Here is a 20,832-nt window from a genome sequence, read left to right on the forward strand (position 1 = left end):
CACAGTAAAAGTAGCCTTTGGATGGCTCAGGACATTTTCCATGAAAAATCCAAAATTGCCTCACAAATGGAAGGAGTCATATTTAAATCCGCACAGTAATTTCTTACCGCCAATGGTTTTTGATTGTGAAATAAAATCTGCTTAGCAATAAATAAAATCTGATGTTGAGGCTTAAGGTGCGGCTCTGTCACAGCCGTTGCATCGTGACATTTCATGATCAATTCACAGAGCTCCGCTTTATAGCCCCATAACCGCATAACATAGGCTGAGATCAGTTGGTAATCGGCACCATATTCTTGCAACATAGCCTCGTTGTGCAGGGTGCTTTCATCACTTCCTTCAGCCAATAAAATCATTTTGCCAATAAAGCTTAGCAATGCAGTCGCAAACAGCTCTTCTTGCGCATCGCGGTTAAGACCGCACGCTTTGGCAAAGGCTTTCACGCAACAAGCATAATCTGACGCAATGTCGAGCTGTCGTTGATGGCTTTCAGCCGACACGGACGTTTGGTAATTTTTAGAAATCGCCATTGAACTGTACTGAGCTTAAGCGCCTTTGCCAACAATTGAATGGCGCAGCCAGTATGTATGGCTTTAAAGCTGTCGCCAATAGTGCCAACCAGTTTTTTGATGCCTTATCCAAGCCATACAGTGATGAGTTAAGTCAACGTATTCAGGAACACAACTGCTTTGAGGTGCTATGGCAACAACTAACTGATGCTTGTCAAAGTAAGAAAAATACCTTGTCAGAGTCCCCAGTGTTTGACATGCCGCTATCTGCTCAATCTGTACTGATCTTTGATAAAAATCAGCGTCAGGCAGACCATCTGGCAGCAGAGCTCAGACGTCATCACGTCACCGTTGTCACAGAAACCAGCCCGGACGCCTTGTACGACACACTGCTGCAGACTAAACCACAGGTGATTATCTGTGATATTCAGCTCTATGATCAGCATTGCGACACTGCCGAGACCATCCGAAACAGCTGGCAACAACTGGGGTATCAACCGCCCGCTATTTTCCTGGCCGAACAAGACAGCTTTGAAGCACGACTCGCTGCCACCAGAGCTGGCTGTCACCACTTCATGCTCAGGCCTTTGGATGCAGCACAATTGTTAAGTCATTTGAACAAGCTGCTTTGCAAAGAGCAAACTGAGCCCTATCGGATTTTATTGGTCGATAGCGATGCCGATGCGCTGCGCTTTTACCGCCAGGCGTTGAGCATGGGGGGATATAAAGTATATTCCGCTAAAAATGCAAAACATGGCTTCGAGCTGCTACAGGAAGTAAGCCCGGAGTTAATGCTGATTGATTTGAATTTGCCTGGCTGCAGTGGCCTGGAGTTAGGGCAAATTATTCGTCAGCACCCTGGATTAGCTGATACAGCATTGATGTTTATGGCATCCGAGCCAAAGACCGACGAAAATATGGCGGCCGCCAATCTGGCCGGTGATGACTTCATCCAAAAACCAATTGCCCCCTGGCGTTTGTTGATGACGGTTGAAGCGCGAGTCAAACGAAGCCGGTTGCTTAAACGCCAGAAAAGAGCCGTTATCCAACGCCCTGAGTTGATGCAACACATAGACACGCTGACAGCTCTGCCAACCTTATGGCAATTAAAGCGCGATCTTGAATACTGCACCACGCACCAAGACACTTTTTGCCTGATAAAAATGGACCTGGATCAGTTTCATCGTATCAACGATGTGTATGGTCGGGAAACCGGTGACCTGGTCTTACAAACCATTGCCTGGCAAATGGCTCAGCTGCTGCATGAGCAAGATCATTTGTATCGGGAGTCTGGTGATGAGTTTTGGCTGCTGTGCTGCCACCTTACCACGTTAGAGCAAGCAGCCGAGTTCACCGAGCATTTGCTATTAATGCTGGAGCATATCTCCACCAATTTTGATGTCAGTATTCATTTTACTGCCAGTGTCGGCATCTGTCTGGTGAGCGAACAGCAGCAGCCGGATGAGTTATTGCAATATGCCAGCTCAGCACTGTACGAAGCTAAAAAAAAGCCGGCCATCAATACCGTTTCTATGATCCAGAGCAACAGCATAAAATTGACTTGCGCCAACAGCTTAGTCAGACCATACGACAAGCGATTAGCAATAAGCAGTTTAGTTGTGCTTATCAAGCCATTTTTACTGCCGAAACCCAATTAGCCAGCTTCGAATTGCTTGCTCGCTGGCTTCACCCACAACTGGGGCCTATTTCGCCAGTGTTGTTTATTCCTTTGCTTGAAGAACAGGGCCTGATTAGCTTTTTAACGCAGCAAATGCTGGAGCTTGGACTGTCGCAAATAAAGGCCTGGCGCCAGTACTGGCCAGAACTGCGTTTAAATATAAATTTTAGTGCCCAGGATCTGGCTGATCCTGAATTATGCAAGCAATTAATCGAATGCATGCAACACCACCAATTACCCAATGATGTCTTAGTTATTGAAATTACTGAGAGTATTCTGATCCAGGCAGGTTCCAGCTCATTCGAGCAATTACGTCAATTGGCAGAACAAGGCTTTTCGATTTCTTTGGATGATTTTGGCACCGGCTATTCATCATTGAGTTATCTGGATAAGTTGCCCGTAAGCCGCCTTAAAATCGACCGCAGTTTTATACAGCGTATTGATGAAACCACTCAGGACAAATTGCTGCCTGCCATCATCCATCTGGCCAATGATCTGGAGTTGGAAATTACCGCCGAAGGCGTTGAAACTAAGGCTCAGTTTGACTATCTAAAAAGCTTGGGTTGCCAACGCTATCAGGGCTATTTATTGAGTAAACCTTTGCAAGCTGAAGACGTGGAGCGAACCCGCTGGTTTCAGAGCAGAGAATCAGTATTATCCAGATAAATGCAATCAATCGGGCAAACCGCAATGCAAGTAGGCGCCTCGTAAAAACCTTCGCACTCGGTGCAAAGCTCCGGATCGACCTCATAATGGTGAACCCCCAGAGCAATCGCCTGGTTTGGACACTCTGGTACACACATGTCGCAATTGATGCAGGAAACTTCGATAACTGCTGTCAAACCCTCAGCGCTCCAGCTTTGAACCCCTATTAACCACACAGGCTGCATTCAAACACACAAAGCCAGACAGGTGCTTGATCTTTATCAACCAAATGTCAGAGCCTGGCTCAAACCACCGTGAAATCGGGCACTATTCAAAATCACAGGGTATGAACAAACACTTTGCCGGAACTGCTGACAGAGGAGGTCACAACACCCTCCTCTGATTTTAAAACCTTAACGTGCCAGTCGCCGCTCCTCCACCATCGCATACAGCACCGGCACCATAAAGACACTCAGTAGCACAAAGAACATGCCTCCCAGTGTCGGGATCGCCATCGGGATCATCAAGTCCGCGCCACGACCTGTAGCGGTGAGGACCGGCAACAGCGCTAACATCGTGGTAGCCGAGGTCATCAGGCAGGGACGGATCCGCTTTAAGGCAGCCTGCATCACCAGAGCCCGCACCTCATTGCGACTTTGCGGTTTAGCCGCACTAAACTGCTGCTTCAGGTAAGTGGCCATCACCACCCCATCGTCGACCGCGATACCAAACAGCGCCAGGAAGCCAACCCAGACGGCAATACTCAGATGATAGCTTTGCAGCTGAAACAAAGACCGTAGATTGGTATCGAACCAGTCAATGTTTAAAAACCAGGGCTGAGCAAACAAATCCAGCATGATAAAACCGCCCGACCAGGCCACGGCAATGCTGCTGAAAATCATCAGCGCTGTGCTGACCCGCTTAAACTGCAAATACAGCAGCATAAAAATCAGCACCAGCGATAACGGCACCACCCATTGCAAGGTTTGGCTGGCGCGCTGCTGATGCTCGAAGCTGCCGGCAAAGCTGTAACTGGCTCCGGCCGGCAGCTGCCAGTCGCCGCGGGCAATGGCTGCATCCAGATAGGCGGCGACTTCATCCACCACATCAACTTCAGCCCAGCCGCTTAAGCTGCCAAAGGTGACATAAGCGGTTAAAAAGGTATTTTCCGAGCGGATCATCTGCGGGCCGCGCTGGTAGCGAATCTCCGCCAGCTGGGTTAACGGCACCGGATAGCCCGATGCGGTATCAATCAGCACCTCGGCCAGCTGCTCCAGACTGTCGCGACGCTCTCGCTGATAGCGCACCGTAATACCATAGCGCTCGCGCCCTTCCACGGTACGGCCAACCTCCATGCCGCCTATGGCCGTCGCAATGGCCTGCTGCACCTGTTGCATGCTCAGGCCATAACGAGCAATGGCCGCGCGATCTGGATGGATCTCCAGATAAGGCTGACCCACAATGCGCTCGGCACTGACCGAAGCGGCTTGTACGCCGGGTGCCTGGCGCAGCAATTGCTCCAGCTCAAGCGCCAATTGATCCAGTGTTGCCAGATCCGGCGCCGATAATTTCACCCCCATCGCCGCCCGCATGCCGGTTTGCAGCATCAGCAAGCGGGTTTCAATCGGCTGTAACTTGGGTGCTGAGGTCACGCCCGGCAGCTGGGCGGCTCGCACGATGTCCTGCCAGATGTCATCCGGCGACTTTATATGCTCCCGCCATTGCCGGTAAGGCCGGCCACGCGGATCTTCAATCAGCTCGCCTTGCTTATCGCGCACGAAGTCGCCGGCCCGGTTGTCATAGCGAAAAGCCAACCGCCTACCCGCAGCATCGGTTTTAAACTCGCTGTGGTATTGGATCACCGTTTCAATCATGCCAAGAGGGGCCGGATCCAGGGCGGTTTCGGCCCGGCCGATTTTGCCGACCACCGAGCGCACTTCCGGAATGGCTGCAATGGCTGCATCTTGCTGCTGCAACACCGCGAGCGCTTCGCCGATGGAGGCATGCGGCATCAAGCTTGGCATCAGCAAAAAAGCCCCTTCATCCAGCGCCGGCATAAATTCGCGGCCAAGGCCGGGGTATCGATGAGTTAGCTCTACCCAACGATCACTGTGCTGCCAGTGCCCTGGCAACCAGCCCAGCGTCTGCTGCGCGCCCAGCCAGACCATCAGGCCAAAGCCTACTACCAGCACAGGCAAGGCTAAGAACAGCCATTTCAGCCGCAAAAAGGTGGCCAAAAGCCAGGGGTAGCACCATAAAAACAGCATAAAAAAGCCCAGTACTCCTGCCAGCAGCAGGGTGACAAAGCCCCAGTTGGCCAGGCTACCGGCCAAAGGCCCGAGTGGCAGCCAGACCTGACTGAGCAAAGTGACCGCCGCCAGCAGCACCAGGATAACCAGCAGACCATGGCCAAGCCGCCATAGCTGGGCTGCCGGTAGCGAATAGCGCTGGCCAAAAGTGCGCAGCCTTCGCTCGATGCGTTGACAAAGCGGGAACAGCTGCAACTTTTTCCAGATACTTGCCCGATAACCGGACCAGAGCAACACCGCAGCATAAAACAGACTGGCCAACCACAGCAGTGCCGAGCCAAACCAGATGGCCAGCAGCACAAATGCCGCCAACAGCCACCAGCGCGCACTGCTAATCAGATGCTGCTGCCAGGTTTGCCAGGCATCGGCTTTGCGCCAGCGAAACAACAAGGCCAGCAACACCGGCAGCACTGTTAATGCAAGCAACGTCGCCGATAACAGCACAAAGGTTTTGGTGTAAGCCAAAGGCCCGAACAACTTGCCCTCGGCACCTGTCATGGTAAAGACCGGTAAAAAGCTAATCACCGTGGTGCTGATGGCCGTTAAAATGGCCGGACCAACTTCGTGCCCAGCCCGCCTGACCGCAGCGATGGCGGTTAAATCCGGTTGTTGCTGGCGCTGCCGCAGCAGGTTTTCACTGACAATAACGCCCATATCGACAATGGTACCAATGGCAATGGCAATACCCGCCAGCGCGACGATGTTGGCATCGACCGCCAGCCACTTCATGGCAATAAAGCTCAGCAGCACCGCCATCGGCAACATCAGGCTCACCGCCAACGCCGCCCGAAAGTGCAGCAGCAAGGCCAGCACCACCACCACCGTCACCAGCAATTGCTGGCTGAGCGCATCCTGCAAGGTGCCCAAGGTTTCATCAATCAGTTCACTGCGATCGTAAAAAGGCACCACCGTCAGTTGGCTTAAGGTCAACCAGCTGGGCCAGCTATCGGCTGGCTGGGCCCGTAAAAAACCAAGCCAGTCGGCTTGCACGGCAGGATCCCGTCCCTGCCAGGCAGGCAATTGCCAATCGCGGGCAAAGGCATCGACTTCAGCCGCAGTCACCTGCTGCCAGTCAATCACCGCCTTGGCCGGTAAGCCGCGTTGCACCTCGTCAAGACGACGCTTGACATTGGTTATCGCCTGACGCGGGTTGTAGCCCTCACGTACCGTGACCACACCACCGACGGCCTCGGCGCCATTGACATCCAGCGCCCCGCGCCGCTCCGCCGGGCCAAATTGCACCCGGGCCACATCGGCAACCCGGATCGGGGTGTTGTCCGGTGCCAACCGCACCACGGCCTGCTCGATATCGCTTAGCTGTTTGACAAAACCAACGCCCCGGATCAGATACTCGACCCCATTCAGCTCCCGGCTGCCGGCACTGACATCCAGATTGGCTGCCATCACCGCCGAGGTCACTTGCGACAGCGTCACCCGATGCATGCGCAGCAGATCGGGGTCCACCTCCACCTGATATTCCCGCTGATAGCCGCCGATCGAAGCCACTTCGCTGATGCCTTCGGCAGCCAGCAGGCCGGTTCTGAGATACCAATCCTGCACGCTGCGCAGTTCATCCAGATCCCAGCCTCCGGTGGTGTTGCCCGCCGGATCCCGCCCTTCTAAGGTGTAGAGAAACACCTGCCCCAGTGCGGTTGCATCCGGCCCCAACGTGGGCTGCACCCCATCCGGCAAGGCATCGGGTGGCAGACTGGCCAGCTTTTCCAGCAAACGGGTGCGCGACCAGTAAAACTCAACGCTGTCGTCAAAAATCACTGCGATGCTGGAAAAACCAAACATCGACAAGGAGCGCACATCCTTCACGCCGGGAACACCCATCAGCGCCACACTCAGTGGGTAACTGATTTGATCTTCCACATCCTGCGGCGAGCGGCCTGGCCACTCGGTAAAGACAATTTGTTGGTTCTCACCTAAGTTTGGAATGGCATCCACCGCGACCGGCTCCAGAGGCATGCCGGTTTTCCAGCCAAATGGCGCGAAGGCAACACCAACCACCAACAATAGACCAGCCATCAGCAGCACCAGCAACTTTTGCTGCAGGCAGCTTTGCATCAGGCGATCAAACCAAGGGGAGCGGCCAACTGAGTTCGTATCAGTGTGCATGCTGTTTCTCCCCGGCAAACTGCTGCTGGATATCACCACAGCGCAGCATCATGGCGCCATAGTAAGGATTAAGGACACTGTCCTGAGGCTGCAACCAGGCCGCGCCCCGGCCGCCTCGGGCCATCGGGCAATAAGCCCGGTACCAGCCGCCGGCCAGCACGCCTTGCTCGGCCAGTGTTAGTATCGCCTGTACCTGAGGGTAGTACAGCTCGCGCGCCTGCTCTAAAGAGCCAACATGATGGCTATGACCTTTGCCCTGCTGCATCGCCTCAACCTCTGCCTTCAGTTGCTCTGGCCAATCAATGGCAGCGACAGCCCGGTGAAAATCAGCAGCGCCTTGCTGCCAGCCGGCTAAATCATCCTTGGTCAGTGCCTGGTACAGGCTTTGATACGCCTGCAGCACGGCTTCTTGCTGTGCATCTGTCAGCGAAAATGCAAGATGCTGGCTGGTATCCGACGATGGCTCATTAGATGGGGCGGCCTCACGGCTTGGGAACTGCGTTTCAACATCGCCACAACGCAGCATCATGGCACCATAGTAGGGGTTGAGCACGCTATCCTGAGGCTGCAACCAAGCCGCGCCCCGGCCGCCTCGCGCCATCGGGCAATAGGCCCGGTACCAACCGCCGGCCAGCACACCCTGCTCGGCCAGTATTAGTAGCGCCTGCACCTGAGGGTAGTAGAGCTCACGTGCTTGCTCTAAAGAGCCAACATGATGGCTATGGCCTTTGCCCTGCTGCATCGCCTCAACCTCAGCTTCCAGTTCCTTAGGCCAGTCAATGGCGGCAATGGCCTGGTGAAAATCGGCAGCACCCTGCTGCCAGCCGGCTAAATCATCGTCAGTGAGTGCCTGATACAGCTGGCGGTAACTCTGCAGCAGCGCCTGTTCATCGTCAGCTTTTAGCTGAAAATCAGTGACCAGCTGGCGGCTACGGGAGCTGGCGGTTGAATCTTCGGTGCGCGGCTCCTCAGCATGAGTGCCATGGTGATGAGCGTGGGGATCGCCACCCTCACCCGCTGCCGCCATCATGCTGGACAAGCCGCGGATTTGCAGTTCACTATCAAGCCGCATCGCGCCTTTGCTGACCACCAGCGCCTGCTCATCCAAACCGGACAGCACTTCGTAATAGTTGCCAAAGCGCCGGCCTAAACGAACCTCACGACCGGCGTAAGTCGGGCGTTCATCGTCCAGCTTCACATAGACCAGGGCCCGCTCGCCGGTCAGTAAAGCGGCCGACACTGGGATTAACAGAACATCATCCTGCGTGCTTTTTAGCTGGGCCCGGGCCAGCATGCCCGGTTTTAAGCGACCATCAGGATTCTGCAGCAAGGCCCGCACCCGAACCGTACGCCGGCTGGCGTCCACCACCGGCTCCAGCAGCAGCACTTCTGTTTCGAGCGTCTCATCTGGCAGGGCCAGCAGTTCGACCTCAATACGCTGGCCAGGCTGTATCAACGGCAATTGATGTTCAAAAGCCTCCAGTTCCAGCCAGAGCGTTTCCAGATTAAGGACGGTAAACAGCGGCTGGCCGGTGCTGACATAGGCCCCGGCATTGACCATTTTTTCCATCACCCGGCCTGAAACCGGCGCACTAATAGTCACCGTATCCTGCAGGGTTTCACTTTGCAGAATGGCTTCGATTTGCTCGCCAGGCACGCCCAGTAAGCGCAAGCGCCGGCGGGCGGCGTCCAGTGTGGAACTGGCCGGCAGACTACCCGCACGAGCACTGCCCTGAACCGCCGCAAGCTGCTTAGCCTGCACCAGCTCTTGCTGGATCACGATCAAATCCGGGTTAAAAATTTCTACCATCGGCTGGCCGGCCTGTACATCCACCGCCGTGGTGTCCAGGTACAACTGCTCAATCCGGCCCGAAGCCCAGGCGCTGATGGTTTTTAGCTGGCTCTGATCGGCAGCCAGCTGCCCCACCAGCGACAGGCTGGCGGTGGCCTGCTGCCGCCGAACCGGGGTTAGCTCCGGTTGCAGCAACGCATTGGCTCTGGGGCTTAACCGGATCACGGCGTCATCCCCTTCTGGCAGGGGATCATCGTCCTGCTCGACCGGGATCAGTGCCATGCCACAAATCGGGCAGCGATCATTCGGATTTTCGGAACGTACATGCGGATGCATGGAGCAGGTGTAAATAGTGGTTGCCTGGTTACGTATCGATGAAAGTACATCATCCTGCTTGGCCGCCGATTGCGCCGGGGCATGATCAGCGTGGCTGCCATGCTGATGCGGTGTTGCAAAAACACCATAAGAAACAATCAACAACCAGATAAAAAGCGCAGAGCGCTGCTTTGTGAAAGTGAACATAGAAAAAGTCCTGCCAGATTAAACGCCAAAGCAACCACATGCCACAGCATGCAGCCAAGGTTCAGATAATCAGCAGCACTCAGATCAACAGTAAGGATTTTTCCAGATAAAGCGGGGTCGTTCGGGGGTAAGGCGGGCCTTGCGCCAGATACAGGCTGTGTTGCTCAGCAGGCAGTTCAGCCAGCACCGGCTCAACCACAGCCTGCAACCATAGCACCACAGCAGGCAGCTCAGGTGTAGCCGTTTGCACCGCATCCAGCGCACAGCCAGAACAGAGATCATGCTCTGGCAAGAGTTCATGCACCTGGGCTTCAGCAACAGTTCTATCAACAACAGTGCCATGGCAAGAAGGCACTTCTGCTTGCAACTCTGCGCCATGGCTGGCTGCAAACAACTGGCCACAAAACAGCAAACACCAGGACAAAGCAAGGCTGACCATCATCGGGATGGCCCAGATTTTTTGCCGTTGTACCAGGGTGCTAAGCATGTGCAGTCACCAAAGTTAAGATGCAGCGAAGATACACCGGTTATTCATATTTGTCAAAAACATCTGAGGGATCCCCACGAATTTAAAGCCCATAGTATCAGCTCTTTTCCAATTTGATCACAGCCCAATCCAACTCGCCAACCCAAAGCATGATTTGCTCTATGGCAGCTGCTATCTGTGCAGCACTTAGCCTGAGCCGTTCGAACTTACATTGCCGCATGCCCAGATAATTGAAGGATAGCACCCGCCTGTTTCGCACCGTATTGGCCTGAAACTGCCAGTGTAGGCCCGCCATCTCTGTAGCAACTCCCAGCATGTAATGCAGCCAGTTCGCCAGCGCGGCCAGTAAAATCAGGAGCGCCAAACGCGTTGGCTCCGTGGTGCCATGCGCGTTGCTGCCCAGCCCATAGGTGCCGCTTTTTTGGTCCCGGAAGCTGGCTTCGATTTGCATGCGTTTGCCATAGCAAGTTGCGATTTTATCGGCGTAGTTCAGGCACTTTGGCAGGGATGACACCAGCAGCCAAGGCTCTTTGTATTTTCGCTTTTTATCCCGCTTCCTGAGCTTCCAGCCAGTGCCGACCAGCACCGCCTGAGCTTGATAGCACTTGGCTTTGGTGAGCTCAATGCGCCCCAGGTGATTCGGATTGCAGCGGGCTTTTTTGAACAGCTCTTGCACACTGATAAATTCATCGTGCTCAGGCAGTTTCACATGCTGATTGCCGCGAACCCGGCCGATGAAGTGCCAACCGTGCTTGCGTACTTCTTTGAACCACGGGACTTTAAAGCCTGCATCGGTGACTATGACTGGCTTACAGTCGTCAGGAAGCATGAGTTTCAGGCGCTTCAGAAACTGCCTGTGTACCCGTGGACTGTTGTAATCATCGGTGGATGCGACCATTTGCAGCAAGGTCAGTGAGCGGCCTTCCAAGGCGAGGCTGGCTCTTAAAATGTGGTTCTGCTTCCTGGTATCGGCATTGCTCCAGTCCACCAGGATGATGGAGTGCTTACTGTTTGCCAGAATGGCTCTGGTCATCAATGCATAGATGCAAGGCATTTCAGCCAGGAGTTTGTTGTTGCTTAGCAGCCGGTCTGCCCGTTTGATGCTGTGTTTTTCGCAGGTATCGCTGTCAATGCCCCGGCCAATGGCGGTAACCGTACAGCGCTGATGCTGCAGCAAGCTTTGTGTTGCTGAAAGTAGTGATGAAAATCTTGCCTTATGCATCCGTGTAGGGGTGACAAAAGAGAGAAAATGAGCGAGCATAGTTTTCACATTCATGGCTGTTAGTGGTATGTTTTTTTTGGCGAAAGATCAGATCGTGAACGGCCATGAATGTTCCCTTCTCGCATAACTTTTTGTTTTAACTAGCCCATTTGTGGGGATACCTCAGATAGAAAACTCTCCTTTTAAAAAACCACCATAACAAACAAACAATTATCAAATTTTTCATTAGAAATCCATCTAACTTTTATGGTTATCTCAAAAGCTTAAACTGCCTTTTACCGTTGACTGCAGTGCTTGTCAGCCTTTAAAAAGTGCGCTAGAGTAAAAAAGTGTTGAATCTGTAGGTGCCACCATGCGCTGTACTGCCCTGCTGCTGATTGCTGCCTTGCTGCTGAAAAGTGTGGCCGGCTTTGCTATGGCAGGCTGTCATATCGGGCACCACCCGGCAGAATCTGCCAGCGAGCAGGTTTTTAGCCATGTACCAGTCGATGACAACAGCTCAGCTCAGTCAGACAACGCAGAACAACTGAACAGCACAGCGGAATTGATAGGCCAAGCCGATGCGTCTCAACCAGAGGCCACAGCCAAGTCCCTGACTTCCATCTGCAGCCTGTGCGCCAGTTGTTGTGTCACCGCCACGCCCGCAGTTGATCAGAGCTCCTCTCAACCAAGCCCGGTAACGGATCCAATCCATAGCCCGGACTTTATAGACTTAAGCGTTTTGCTAAGCCGCGCTACCCAACCTCCCAAAGCCTCCTAATATACTCTTCGTCTTTCAAGATACGCGGGTGTTGGCTGCGTTCGTGAACCCCAATCACTTAGTACGGCTAAGCTCATGGGGATTCACGGCCTTGCCGCCTACGCGTATCTTGAAATCCATTGAGTATAGATTCGAATTAAACCCATTTTAGCTAAGCGGTCCTGGTGAAAACCAAGATCTGCTGTTGTACCCCACGCAACACCAACTAAATTTTTGAAGGAAATGATGATGAAAACTTTAACCAGCCTGATGGCGGCCCTGTTCTTCTTTGCCCTGCAAAGCACTGCAGCTTTGGCCCATACCCCACTGATGTTCTCCATTCCGGCAAAGGACGCTGTGCTCACAGAATCCCCAAAAGTGGTGATGCTGCACTTTGGTGATCCGGTGCGGATGTTATCGCTGGAACTTACCCTGGATGAAGAGGCCATTGAATTTGGCTTTCGCCGCAACACCGAGGCCACCGATCACATTGAGTTTGAACTGCCGGTACTGCAAGCTGGCAGCTACCAGTTTGCCTGGGCGGCCATCGGCGCGGATGGACATCGGGTCAGTGGCGAGATTGCTTTTACCCTGGATCCGGACGCAACTGAATCATCCCCTGGAAAGCAACCTGAAGCGGATGAGCACCAGCACCACCATCACGCCAGCCTGCTGCCATTGCAGTTACAGGGCAGCTAAGCATGACCTGGGAGGAGTTGGCTGCCGCCAGCCGGTTTCTGCTTTATCTGTGCACGGCCATCACGCTGGGACTGTTGTTCTGCAACTGGCTGGCACAGCAGCACCGGCTTAGCGCACCGCTAGGCCGGCCTGGCCAGGCACTGCTGTTTGGCCTGGGTGCTTTTAGCGTGCTAAGCGGCTTTCTGCTGCAGGTAGGAACGATGGCCATGGCAGGCTTTGGAGGCATGTTTGACTGGGAGCTGATGCAATTTCTGTGGCCGGATGCTGCAGGAAAAGCGCTGCGCTTTCAACTGCCGGCCTTTGGCTTGCTTTTGCTAAGCCTGTTGCTTGGCAAAGTAAAATACCTGTCAGCTCTGCTGCAGGGTCTGGCCCTGCTGATGCTGCTGCTCGGTTTCTTGCAAGGCGGCCACCTGCTGCGCTTTGGCTTGCTGGGGCAGTTGCTGCTACTAATACACCTGTTGGCTGTTGGCCTTTGGGCAGGCTCCCTGCCACTGCTGTGGCGGCTGTGCCGCCACAGTCCAACCGTGCAGCTGCATGCGCTGCTGCACCAGTTTGGTCAGATCATGATTGGGGTCTTGCTGCTATTGCTGCTGAGCGGCGCCAGCATGCTGTGGTTGCTGCTGTCCGAACCAGGTCAACTGTGGACCACCAGCTATGGCCGGCTGCTGCTGGTGAAAATGCTGCTGGTGGCGGCCTTGATGAGTTTAGGCGCATTGAATAAACTCAAGCTGGTACCAGCGTTACAGCAAACGCCAGATCCTAAACGGCTGCAAACGGCCATTGCCTTAGAAATGCTGCTAGCAGGCCTTATACTTATGATCACTTCAGTAATAACCATGGTGATTGGGTGGGCTTAATAGGGAAGCAAATATGAATATCGAAATGCTACTTACCCACCTTGCGTTGGGGGTTTATGGCCTTGCCATTGTCGTTGGGATCTTTGTACATCATCAACTAAAACAACAAGGTCACTGTTTACAACACATAGCGCTTTTGATCTTAACTATTATTGAAATAGCTGGGCTCTTATGTATTGGTTACCATTTGTTCTTACATTTCAACAGTTAAATTTTAAACCAATGAATGTAGTTTCAACGGCATTCTAATCATTACGTGCTATGGACAAGCCTCTAATCCTCAGCTCGCAACTCAAAGGTAATGCGATTGCTGTCGCCATGTGGCGTCCGGACGAAAAACTCTCCACGGCTTTCCCGGGCCGGCAAACGTAGCCGGATTTCATTCGGGCGAATTCGGCTTGGATTCACTGCCCTGTTGTTCAGCATCACGCGGGAGCCCCGCACAAAGCCTGCTCCCTGAATCACCAACTCTTCACCTGGGTTCAACATCCGAAAGCGGCTACCAGCAATCACCGGTGAGTTGGCTGCTTTTGTATTCAAACGGAAATGCCCGGTCCTGCGATCGCCAATCGCCACAAATAAGGTTGAGCGCTCTGCGTCCGGCATGGTGAAGATTAAACCCTCTTCACTGACACTTTCTGGGTGTAAATTGATTGGGGTACCACCACCAAAAATCGCGATGATGATATCTTCGGGCGCAGCCTCTAAGCCAAAACCCCGGATCTGAACCTTATCGCCATACCGGTAGTACTCGGAACGCTCCGAGCCATGCACACCAAACAGGGTTAGAATGGTCCGCCGCTCTGGACCCATGTAAGGGGCTTCCGCAATTGGGTTAAGGCGGTCATTATCCCAGGTATCCAGCAAACCATCACCATCATCATCCAGATCCAAAAAGTCCGGAATGCCATTGCGGTTGGTATCCACTGGCCGCAGTGGGTTTGGCCCTACTTCGATACTATCTGGTATGCCATTGCCGTCACTGTCAAAGTCCAGGAAATTGGGCACCCCATCGCCATCAGCATCGCCAATGCCTTTGATCCGATCAGGAATACCATCGCCATTGCTGTCGGTATCCAGAATATTCGGAATACCATCACCATCGAAGTCCAGTTCATCACAGGTGGTGGCAAAGGCAACTTTCCATAAATCCAGAATGCCGTCGCCACTGGAGCTTTGCACGGTTGGCTCTACCCCCATGGCCCGCATTTGCTGGTCATCCACACCGTTCCCGTTAGAATCCAGAAAGACCGTCACGGTATAACCAAAGTCCGGGCCTCCCTTAGCGTTTTGATCGGCAATAAGAAAAAACAACTCCCGATCCTCGCGCACAACATAGTTAATGGCAACAATGCCATAATGCGCTGGGGCACCTCGGGATATACGACCAAAATTCAGCGCATTACCATCTAGGCCGGCGAAGCTGAGCAAAGGCTCAAAGGCCGAGTCCAGATCCGTTTTTCGCAGTAAGGCGGTGATGGATTGCCCTTGCTTTGCGGCAAAACGAAACATATCGGCATTGTCCGAATCTGACGAGAGAGCCCCGGAGATCCTAAAACCCGGATTTGCCAGACTGAGCTGATGGTTGGTTTTAACTGCCACAGCCGGGTTATCATTGGGTTCGGTATCGGCATATTCCGGATACCGACTGCGGCTAGGATCAAACGGAAAGTCATCCAGGCAATCTGGCACACCATCCCCATCTTCATCCTGGTTCAGCCAACTACCCAGCGGCTGCTCTGACGACACCGAATAGCTACTAACCAAGGCCGTAAACAACCCTAATGCCAGACAGCAAGGCGCTAACTGCATAAAACGCATAACTTACATCCATTTTACTATATCAGGTTACTTGAACAGACATGCAGCCATGCTATACGCATGTTGCAAAATAGAAGCTAGATTCGCACAGTACTTGCCAGGTGTCTAGCGATAACAAGTCACTTTTTGCTTTCAGCCGGCGGCTGCAATATGTTATCAAAAAGCTACTTAGGATCTAACTTTAGCGAACAGGAGAATAGATTCGGCTTTTGAAGCCATACCTGTGATGCGGCCTTACTGCCTGATTCTCAATGACGATTCGATAATATTTCCTCCGCCCGACCAATCGCAGGAATAGGCAACCCCGAGGTAGTACTGCTCCCTCAACCATTGCTCATTAATTTCATTACGATTCTGAAATTTATATAAAACAGTTACCTTATAGTTGTATTTTAGCAAAGGCGTCTCCAACATGATTAGCTCTCCCTGCAGGCGTTCTGCGCAGGCCTCTGCATGTTTTCTTTCTACTGTATAAAAATCAAGCCCGAGCACTATAGGTTGTTCTGTCGGCAATGTTAGAATTTCTTTAAAAAACCATCTACTGGAATGTCTTAAACCTGCTTCATAATCGACAGCTAAAGCCGGAAAAAAAACGAACAAGAACAATAAATAATAAGCTTTCATATCAACCTCACAACCAATGAATGTGATGATCTAATCGGCAAAACTCCGCCAAACTCATTCCAGGTTGCTATGCCATCATAGTATTTTAACGAAGTCCCATAGAGCACGATAGGCCAAGCGGCTTATCGATAAAACACCCTCCCATCATCCACAACATTACAGCCTAATCCGCCAGCTCGCACACTCTACCTTGTGTTGCTTGCCTCACAAAATCGGTCGAAATAACCGTATTGTCTGCAATAGTAAAACGAGCTGCTGTGTAGGTTGTTTCATCACTGAGATCATTGAGTAAGCAAGTGACTGTTACTGTGAAAGTATTTGCAATCGCATCAACTGAAACCAAAGGGCTGGAAAAGCGAGAAAAATTCAAACCTTGCTCCTTGATGCTTCTGGTTACATCAACCAGATCGCCTGATGCCATCACTAATTGATAGTCTGTCACCAAACCATCATAAATCTTATTTTTAATGGTCAATGCTGCGAAGCCTCCGGGAAGTTCATAATGAAATGACCGGTTATCGGAGTAGTAATTAGGGAAAGAGAAATTGGGGAATGATGGCATAGTGATATGTTCCTGAACATCAGATGCTGGAGCTTCTGATGGTTGCTCTTTAAACTCAATAAGAAACTCTTGCAGCTTTAACCCTACTTGATACATATCTTCCACTGTGAAATCAAAATCGCCTTTCTCTGTAATCTTTAAATCCACATGTAAATTAAAACCTGTTGTCGTACCATCAGCAAACGTTATGTACTGCGGTTCCCCTACAAACCATCCAAAAGAAATACAAGTCTGCTGAAACTCAACGCAGACTTTCTGAAGTGGTATGACATTAATATATAATAAACTATCTATCGGAATTTGATTCAGTTCTGAATGTGTATACACCCAGCGCCCCGCTGGATTAGACATCTCGATTTTACTAACTATCTGTGCTTCCCCCTGCTCTGTAGTTATAAAAGCCACTGTAGTCTCACCAAAAGGGGCTGGTAGATCAGCGGTAATCTCCATCTTAAACCAAGGTACATAGTGCTCTGCATAACTACTTGGGCTGAAAAATATACACAGCAGGCATCCCAAGAAAAAAGTTAGTATCTTCATAAACAATCACCTGCAGTTGGGTTCATAGAGCAATGCATTGCTTTCATTCGATACTGTTCGACCGCACGCCTGAACTGGTAATTAGAATCGAAAGGTTCTTTACTTACTATACCAAGCTTAGCAAAGTGATTGACCTGCCATGTTGTAGCATTAATCTCACTCTGCCACCTAAACCGGTTATCAATAGCCAAACCAAGTTGCTTCCGGTAATTGATGTCATAAACATGAACGATTTCATGACCAACAATTGAGGCCAAATGACGAGCTTCTAATAAGTTATCTGGCCCAGTTAACATATCAACATTTACAAGGATTGTATCCGGATCTGGCCGGGCTGATTGAGCAACTGCCGCCAAAGCTAAGGTAGCGATGCCTCGCCTCGCACCAATCGGACACCAAAACGCTCGTAAGGGTTACGCCGATATTGCATGACACTGCCACCTCTGAAGTTGACAATAAAGACTTGCTCAAAATCGCTTTCAGACTTTCCGTTTTGAACCGAAGTAGACGTCCAAAACCTTTCGCTGGGTGTATCCGGGAAAGCATTGCTATTAATTTTCGGCCTGTCAAAATCACTACCATGGCAGCTGCCGTCTGTGTGAACAACATAACGCCCATCTGGCCGCGCTGATAGGCTGCGGCCCGCCGGACACAGCACCAGTGTATCCAGCTCATCCGCTGTAGGTAATCGCCAGTCGCTATAACCAGCAAAGCTGACATTTTTTGCAACGTTTTGCGCTTCTTCCCAACTCATTGCCCAGGGTGTTCTTTTATCCACTCTGATGCAGGCACTGCCTGTCCACTCATGCAGCCCCTGAACGCAACGCATCCAGGTGAGGTTAGTCTGAATATCGGTAACAGTGCCATCGCCATTATCCCGATAACGGTCATCTATCAGCCCGTTCGCGGAGTTGGTTGCCGCCGGTGGAACAAAAGACTGCGACTCTGCCATTTCCACCGCTGCCGGCAAACTGAGTAACCAGTCCTTGGCATATCTTTGATTCGCCCACTCAAGCAGTTCTGGGCAAAAATTGTTGGTACCCGCCTTTAAGCTTGCCTGCAATGGCCCGTGATCTCCATACCGCGCCCCGGTATCACTTTCACTACCAGAACTCCATACTTGTGTAAGCCGTTTGCCTGAAATAGGGTCAAAGATGGCGTGAATGTAGCTAGCCTCATAGAATTGACGTGGCATATGACGATTCTCGATCGAAATCTCTAGAGCCACAACCAGGACATCTTGATGACAAAGCTGAGTGTAAAATGCCTCAGCCAGTTTTCCAGATATACGGGGGGCGTCACTAATCAAATGTCCCTGCTGTTCACTGCGGCTGTTCCGCAAGCGTAAATACACTACCTCTAAATCATCCAGATCCTGCTCCACACGCAGTCGCTGCTGCTCCTCTGACAACGGTATCCTCATTCCTTCTTCATTGAAAACTTCACCGCTAAACACAGTGATATCGGGAAGTTCCCGGTTTGGTAAAAAAGCAGGCTCGGGAGCCTCCTTATTCGCCATGTTCGCTGGCGTATCTAGTGGCTGACAAGCAGCAAAAAAACACAGCACAGGCAACGCAAGCAAAAAATTTCGATAAAACAAACTCATTTAATCTCTCCTGTTTACCGGGCCTATCCTATTTGGCAATTAATGCCGGGGCAAAGCTGTGGCGGGCAAGGTTTATAGTGTTAAAACACAGCTCCCTGAAAGGAGCTGCCTAAAATCCACTGACTCAGCGTTACATCCACTTGAAAAATAAAGGAAATGTTCTTAAACAACCGTAGGCTGGCCTGCAAGGCGGAGGGAAGGATAACCCAAAGTAAAGATGGCTATATTCCGAAATAATTTCTAAAAAACACGGCTTACATCCTGCACCAACACGTTCAGCCAACCTATTAACACTTAAAAGTATCACTTCGCTAAGTGTTAACAGCCTGGTTCAACATAAGCCCAATTGGATTGAATATCAATTGCCCGAACTCCACGATTAGACGGAATCATCGCATCAAACATATCAAACTTGATACGCTTCAATTGCTCAGGCCTGATATCAAAGAAATCATATAAATTAAAGCGGTTGGTAATGGATTGCCCCGGCGCTAATCCTATGGTTTCTAGTCCATCTTTATTAAGGTCAAATACTAGTGCCTCCCCCTGAAACATCGCCAAGCTATCATCACTATTCTGCACCAGAAACTGATTTGCAATATATCGCCCATCGCCACCAAATTGCTCTAATGGCAACTCAAAGCTGGTAATTAACTGAGGCTGGCTTTCATAGGCTATATGGCTAACGTTCGTGAGTGTCAAACTGACCATTAAAACTTTGCCCGGTACCTTGCAGTGCACAACCAGCTCTGCAGATAATGTCACCGGGTAGGCTAAATTGTACTCCTGCTCTTTTGCTTGCACTGCAGTAGCCATCAGTACCAATAACAAGATTACCGTCCATTTCATTGAAGTTGCTCCCTGATGCAATGGTCATCAAATATAAACGCATCAGACTCAACCCTCACGTGACGCATACTGCCATCAGCTAAAATAACGCCATACCATAAGGCGCTGTATCTGACAGTTTTAAAACCCGACTCTGGAATCACATAACGCTGCTCCAAATTCATGATGCTTTTGAGTACCCCACCTGCAGGCAGCACCACACTGATATCTTCCAACACACGACTTTGATAATGCAAACTATTGGTCATCTTGCGTTTTGCAATATCCTTTCCAAGGCTAATTGTAACGTCATAATCATTCCAATACCCAGCAGGGTCAACATAAGCCCTTGATAACCTTATAGGCTCCGCTGAACGGTTGTAAAAGTGTACTATCGCTATATAAGGTCGCTGACAAGTTACCTCCAGTTTAATATCGACAACATTTTCCAGTATAGGTAAATCATCATTGTAAGCTGCAGCGACTGAGGCAAACAGCATAAGTAAAACACCGCTAATTCGCATGTTAACTCCTACCATACTTCGAGAAACAACAGCTCGAGAAAGTATGTATCCTGAATGTTTTTTATAAGCTCGCTCTCTCGCCCGGTTTCCCAAGGAGGGATACTGAATACGGCTACGCGACGACTCTCGACATACACTCTTGCCTGCGGCAACGTGTAACGACCATCATGGTCCATACCTATCTTATGAGAAAATTCATGCACAATAGTTGACGCTTGGTATTTGGCCGTCATATCCCAAAATGGGGTATTCAGGTAAACTTTGCCATCTTGATGCATGGCATCATGCCCAACAACATTTTTTTGCCTAAACACCGCTGATGGATCCTCCTTTGCAGCTCTGAGCTCAATATCGATGGCATGAATCAAGGGTAACAATTTGCTTTGCAATACATGAAAAAGTGCGTCATTACTGTTTTCCAAGCCATAAAAGTACGCAATTTGATCACGCAACTCGCGATCTTCAGTACTTAATAATGCGCCATCGCCCGATAGCACAGCGACCATTTTACCCAATACAGGCAATGCCAAAGTTACCCTGTCAGAAAATTTATCTTTCTCTGTTGAGATTAAAGGCGATACCAGGCCAGGAACATTATTCGGATAACCTTTGTGAACACTCCACTCCCGACACTCCTCTTCACTTTGCGCCGCCCACACATACTGGGTCACAGGCTCTTTGGGAGCTGCCCACACATAGTTCGTCCCCGAAGCCTTTTGGGTGGCACTGGCCGGGCTGATTGGGCAA

The 20,832-nt window shown here is 51.2% G+C and carries 19 protein-coding genes; 5 read left to right on the forward strand and 14 right to left on the reverse strand.

Features of this window, described 5'->3' with window-relative positions; genetic code table 11:
- Positions 1-26 precede the first annotated feature (26 nt).
- Complete coding sequence (locus ABC502_RS15735) at positions 27-530, reverse strand: hypothetical protein (RefSeq protein WP_345916581.1); 504 nt, start codon at positions 528-530, stop codon at positions 27-29.
- Between ABC502_RS15735 and ABC502_RS15740 the strand changes: the two genes are divergently transcribed.
- Complete coding sequence (locus ABC502_RS15740) at positions 530-2,167, forward strand: diguanylate cyclase (RefSeq protein WP_345916582.1); 1,638 nt, start codon at positions 530-532, stop codon at positions 2,165-2,167. The two genes, ABC502_RS15735 and ABC502_RS15740, sit on opposite strands and share 1 nt — an antisense overlap.
- Entirely contained in the window at positions 2,071-2,853 is a 783-nt protein-coding gene (locus tag ABC502_RS15745; RefSeq protein ID WP_345916583.1) for an EAL domain-containing protein, read from the forward strand. Before ABC502_RS15740 ends, ABC502_RS15745 begins: the two co-directional genes overlap by 97 nt.
- Here the strand turns inward: ABC502_RS15745 and ABC502_RS15750 are convergent.
- The 5 genes from ABC502_RS15750 to ABC502_RS15770 all read right to left on the reverse strand — a co-directional run bounded on the left by ABC502_RS15750 (position 2,823) and on the right by ABC502_RS15770 (position 11,339).
- Positions 2,823-3,029, reverse strand: a complete 207-nt coding sequence (locus ABC502_RS15750; RefSeq protein WP_330087181.1) for a YfhL family 4Fe-4S dicluster ferredoxin — start codon at positions 3,027-3,029, stop codon at positions 2,823-2,825. The two genes, ABC502_RS15745 and ABC502_RS15750, sit on opposite strands and share 31 nt — an antisense overlap.
- A gap of 216 nt (positions 3,030-3,245) precedes the next feature.
- On the reverse strand, positions 3,246-7,262 hold the full coding sequence (locus tag ABC502_RS15755; RefSeq protein WP_345916584.1) for an efflux RND transporter permease subunit: 4,017 nt from the start codon (positions 7,260-7,262) through the stop codon (positions 3,246-3,248).
- Complete coding sequence (locus ABC502_RS15760; RefSeq protein ID WP_345916585.1) at positions 7,252-9,576, reverse strand: efflux RND transporter periplasmic adaptor subunit; 2,325 nt, start codon at positions 9,574-9,576, stop codon at positions 7,252-7,254. The genes ABC502_RS15755 and ABC502_RS15760 overlap by 11 nt, the downstream gene beginning before the upstream one ends.
- Positions 9,577-9,655: 79 nt before the next feature.
- Positions 9,656-10,063 carry a hypothetical protein gene (locus ABC502_RS15765; protein WP_345916586.1) on the reverse strand — a complete coding sequence of 136 codons (408 nt, stop codon included), beginning with the start codon at positions 10,061-10,063 and terminating at the stop codon, positions 9,656-9,658.
- 97 nt (positions 10,064-10,160) lie between these two features.
- The gene (locus ABC502_RS15770) at positions 10,161-11,339 is read right to left on the reverse strand and encodes an IS4 family transposase (RefSeq protein ID WP_345916587.1); all 1,179 of its coding nucleotides are present in this window, start codon (positions 11,337-11,339) and stop codon (positions 10,161-10,163) included.
- Positions 11,340-11,637: 298 nt separating this feature from the next.
- Here ABC502_RS15770 and ABC502_RS15775 point away from each other — a divergent pair, with 298 nt between their 5' ends.
- The 3 genes from ABC502_RS15775 (at position 11,638) to ABC502_RS15785 (ending at position 13,580) form a co-directional block, all read left to right on the forward strand.
- Positions 11,638-12,045: a hypothetical protein gene (locus ABC502_RS15775; RefSeq protein ID WP_345916588.1), complete on the forward strand. Its 408-nt coding sequence runs from the start codon at positions 11,638-11,640 to the stop codon at positions 12,043-12,045.
- A gap of 228 nt (positions 12,046-12,273) precedes the next feature.
- Positions 12,274-12,723 carry a copper resistance CopC family protein gene (locus tag ABC502_RS15780; protein WP_345916589.1) on the forward strand — a complete coding sequence of 150 codons (450 nt, stop codon included), beginning with the start codon at positions 12,274-12,276 and terminating at the stop codon, positions 12,721-12,723.
- Between the two features lie 2 nt (positions 12,724-12,725).
- Positions 12,726-13,580, forward strand: coding sequence for a CopD family protein (locus ABC502_RS15785; RefSeq protein WP_345916590.1), 855 nt, complete (start codon positions 12,726-12,728; stop codon positions 13,578-13,580).
- Positions 13,581-13,853: 273 nt separating this feature from the next.
- On the opposite strand, the gene ABC502_RS15790 is transcribed toward ABC502_RS15785, so the two are convergent.
- The 8 genes from ABC502_RS15790 to ABC502_RS15825 form a co-directional block, all read right to left on the reverse strand.
- Entirely contained in the window at positions 13,854-15,401 is a 1,548-nt protein-coding gene (locus ABC502_RS15790; protein WP_330087188.1) for a hypothetical protein, read from the reverse strand.
- A 234-nt stretch (positions 15,402-15,635) separates the two neighbouring features.
- Entirely contained in the window at positions 15,636-16,025 is a 390-nt protein-coding gene (locus ABC502_RS15795) for a hypothetical protein (protein ID WP_330087189.1), read from the reverse strand.
- Positions 16,026-16,188: 163 nt separating this feature from the next.
- Positions 16,189-17,127 (reverse strand): hypothetical protein, encoded by a 939-nt coding sequence (locus ABC502_RS15800; RefSeq protein ID WP_345916591.1) that lies wholly within the window; start codon positions 17,125-17,127, stop codon positions 16,189-16,191.
- A complete protein-coding gene (locus ABC502_RS15805; RefSeq protein ID WP_345916592.1) occupies positions 17,124-17,483 on the reverse strand; it encodes a hypothetical protein in 360 nt (119 codons plus the stop codon). The genes ABC502_RS15800 and ABC502_RS15805 overlap by 4 nt, the downstream gene beginning before the upstream one ends.
- A gap of 2 nt (positions 17,484-17,485) precedes the next feature.
- Complete coding sequence (locus ABC502_RS15810) at positions 17,486-18,733, reverse strand: DUF1566 domain-containing protein (protein ID WP_330089096.1); 1,248 nt, start codon at positions 18,731-18,733, stop codon at positions 17,486-17,488.
- Between the two features lie 318 nt (positions 18,734-19,051).
- Positions 19,052-19,564: a hypothetical protein gene (locus ABC502_RS15815; RefSeq protein ID WP_345916593.1), complete on the reverse strand. Its 513-nt coding sequence runs from the start codon at positions 19,562-19,564 to the stop codon at positions 19,052-19,054.
- A gap of 14 nt (positions 19,565-19,578) precedes the next feature.
- Positions 19,579-20,085: a hypothetical protein gene (locus tag ABC502_RS15820; protein ID WP_345916594.1), complete on the reverse strand. Its 507-nt coding sequence runs from the start codon at positions 20,083-20,085 to the stop codon at positions 19,579-19,581.
- 8 nt (positions 20,086-20,093) lie between these two features.
- Positions 20,094-20,832: hypothetical protein (locus tag ABC502_RS15825; protein ID WP_345916595.1), on the reverse strand; the 739-nt coding region annotated here is incomplete at its 5' end.

Source organism: Alkalimonas sp. NCh-2, from assembly GCF_039631345.1.
Classification (GTDB): Bacteria; Pseudomonadota; Gammaproteobacteria; order Enterobacterales; family Alteromonadaceae; genus Alkalimonas; species Alkalimonas mucilaginosa.

Coding starts and splice junctions, on each gene's coding strand:
- ABC502_RS15770 (WP_345916587.1), bottom strand. CDS start 11,339: ATGAATGTGAAAACTATGCTCGCTCATTTTCTCTCTTTTGTCACCCCT.
- ABC502_RS15800 (WP_345916591.1), bottom strand. CDS start 17,127: ATGAAGATACTAACTTTTTTCTTGGGATGCCTGCTGTGTATATTTTTC.
- ABC502_RS15735 (WP_345916581.1), bottom strand. CDS start 530: ATGGCGATTTCTAAAAATTACCAAACGTCCGTGTCGGCTGAAAGCCAT.
- ABC502_RS15775 (WP_345916588.1), top strand. CDS start 11,638: ATGCGCTGTACTGCCCTGCTGCTGATTGCTGCCTTGCTGCTGAAAAGT.
- ABC502_RS15780 (WP_345916589.1), top strand. CDS start 12,274: ATGAAAACTTTAACCAGCCTGATGGCGGCCCTGTTCTTCTTTGCCCTG.
- ABC502_RS15790 (WP_330087188.1), bottom strand. CDS start 15,401: ATGCGTTTTATGCAGTTAGCGCCTTGCTGTCTGGCATTAGGGTTGTTT.
- ABC502_RS15820 (WP_345916594.1), bottom strand. CDS start 20,085: ATGCGAATTAGCGGTGTTTTACTTATGCTGTTTGCCTCAGTCGCTGCA.
- ABC502_RS15810 (WP_330089096.1), bottom strand. CDS start 18,733: ATGAGTTTGTTTTATCGAAATTTTTTGCTTGCGTTGCCTGTGCTGTGT.
- ABC502_RS15785 (WP_345916590.1), top strand. CDS start 12,726: ATGACCTGGGAGGAGTTGGCTGCCGCCAGCCGGTTTCTGCTTTATCTG.
- ABC502_RS15755 (WP_345916584.1), bottom strand. CDS start 7,262: ATGCACACTGATACGAACTCAGTTGGCCGCTCCCCTTGGTTTGATCGC.
- ABC502_RS15795 (WP_330087189.1), bottom strand. CDS start 16,025: ATGAAAGCTTATTATTTATTGTTCTTGTTCGTTTTTTTTCCGGCTTTA.
- ABC502_RS15760 (WP_345916585.1), bottom strand. CDS start 9,576: ATGTTCACTTTCACAAAGCAGCGCTCTGCGCTTTTTATCTGGTTGTTG.
- ABC502_RS15765 (WP_345916586.1), bottom strand. CDS start 10,063: ATGCTTAGCACCCTGGTACAACGGCAAAAAATCTGGGCCATCCCGATG.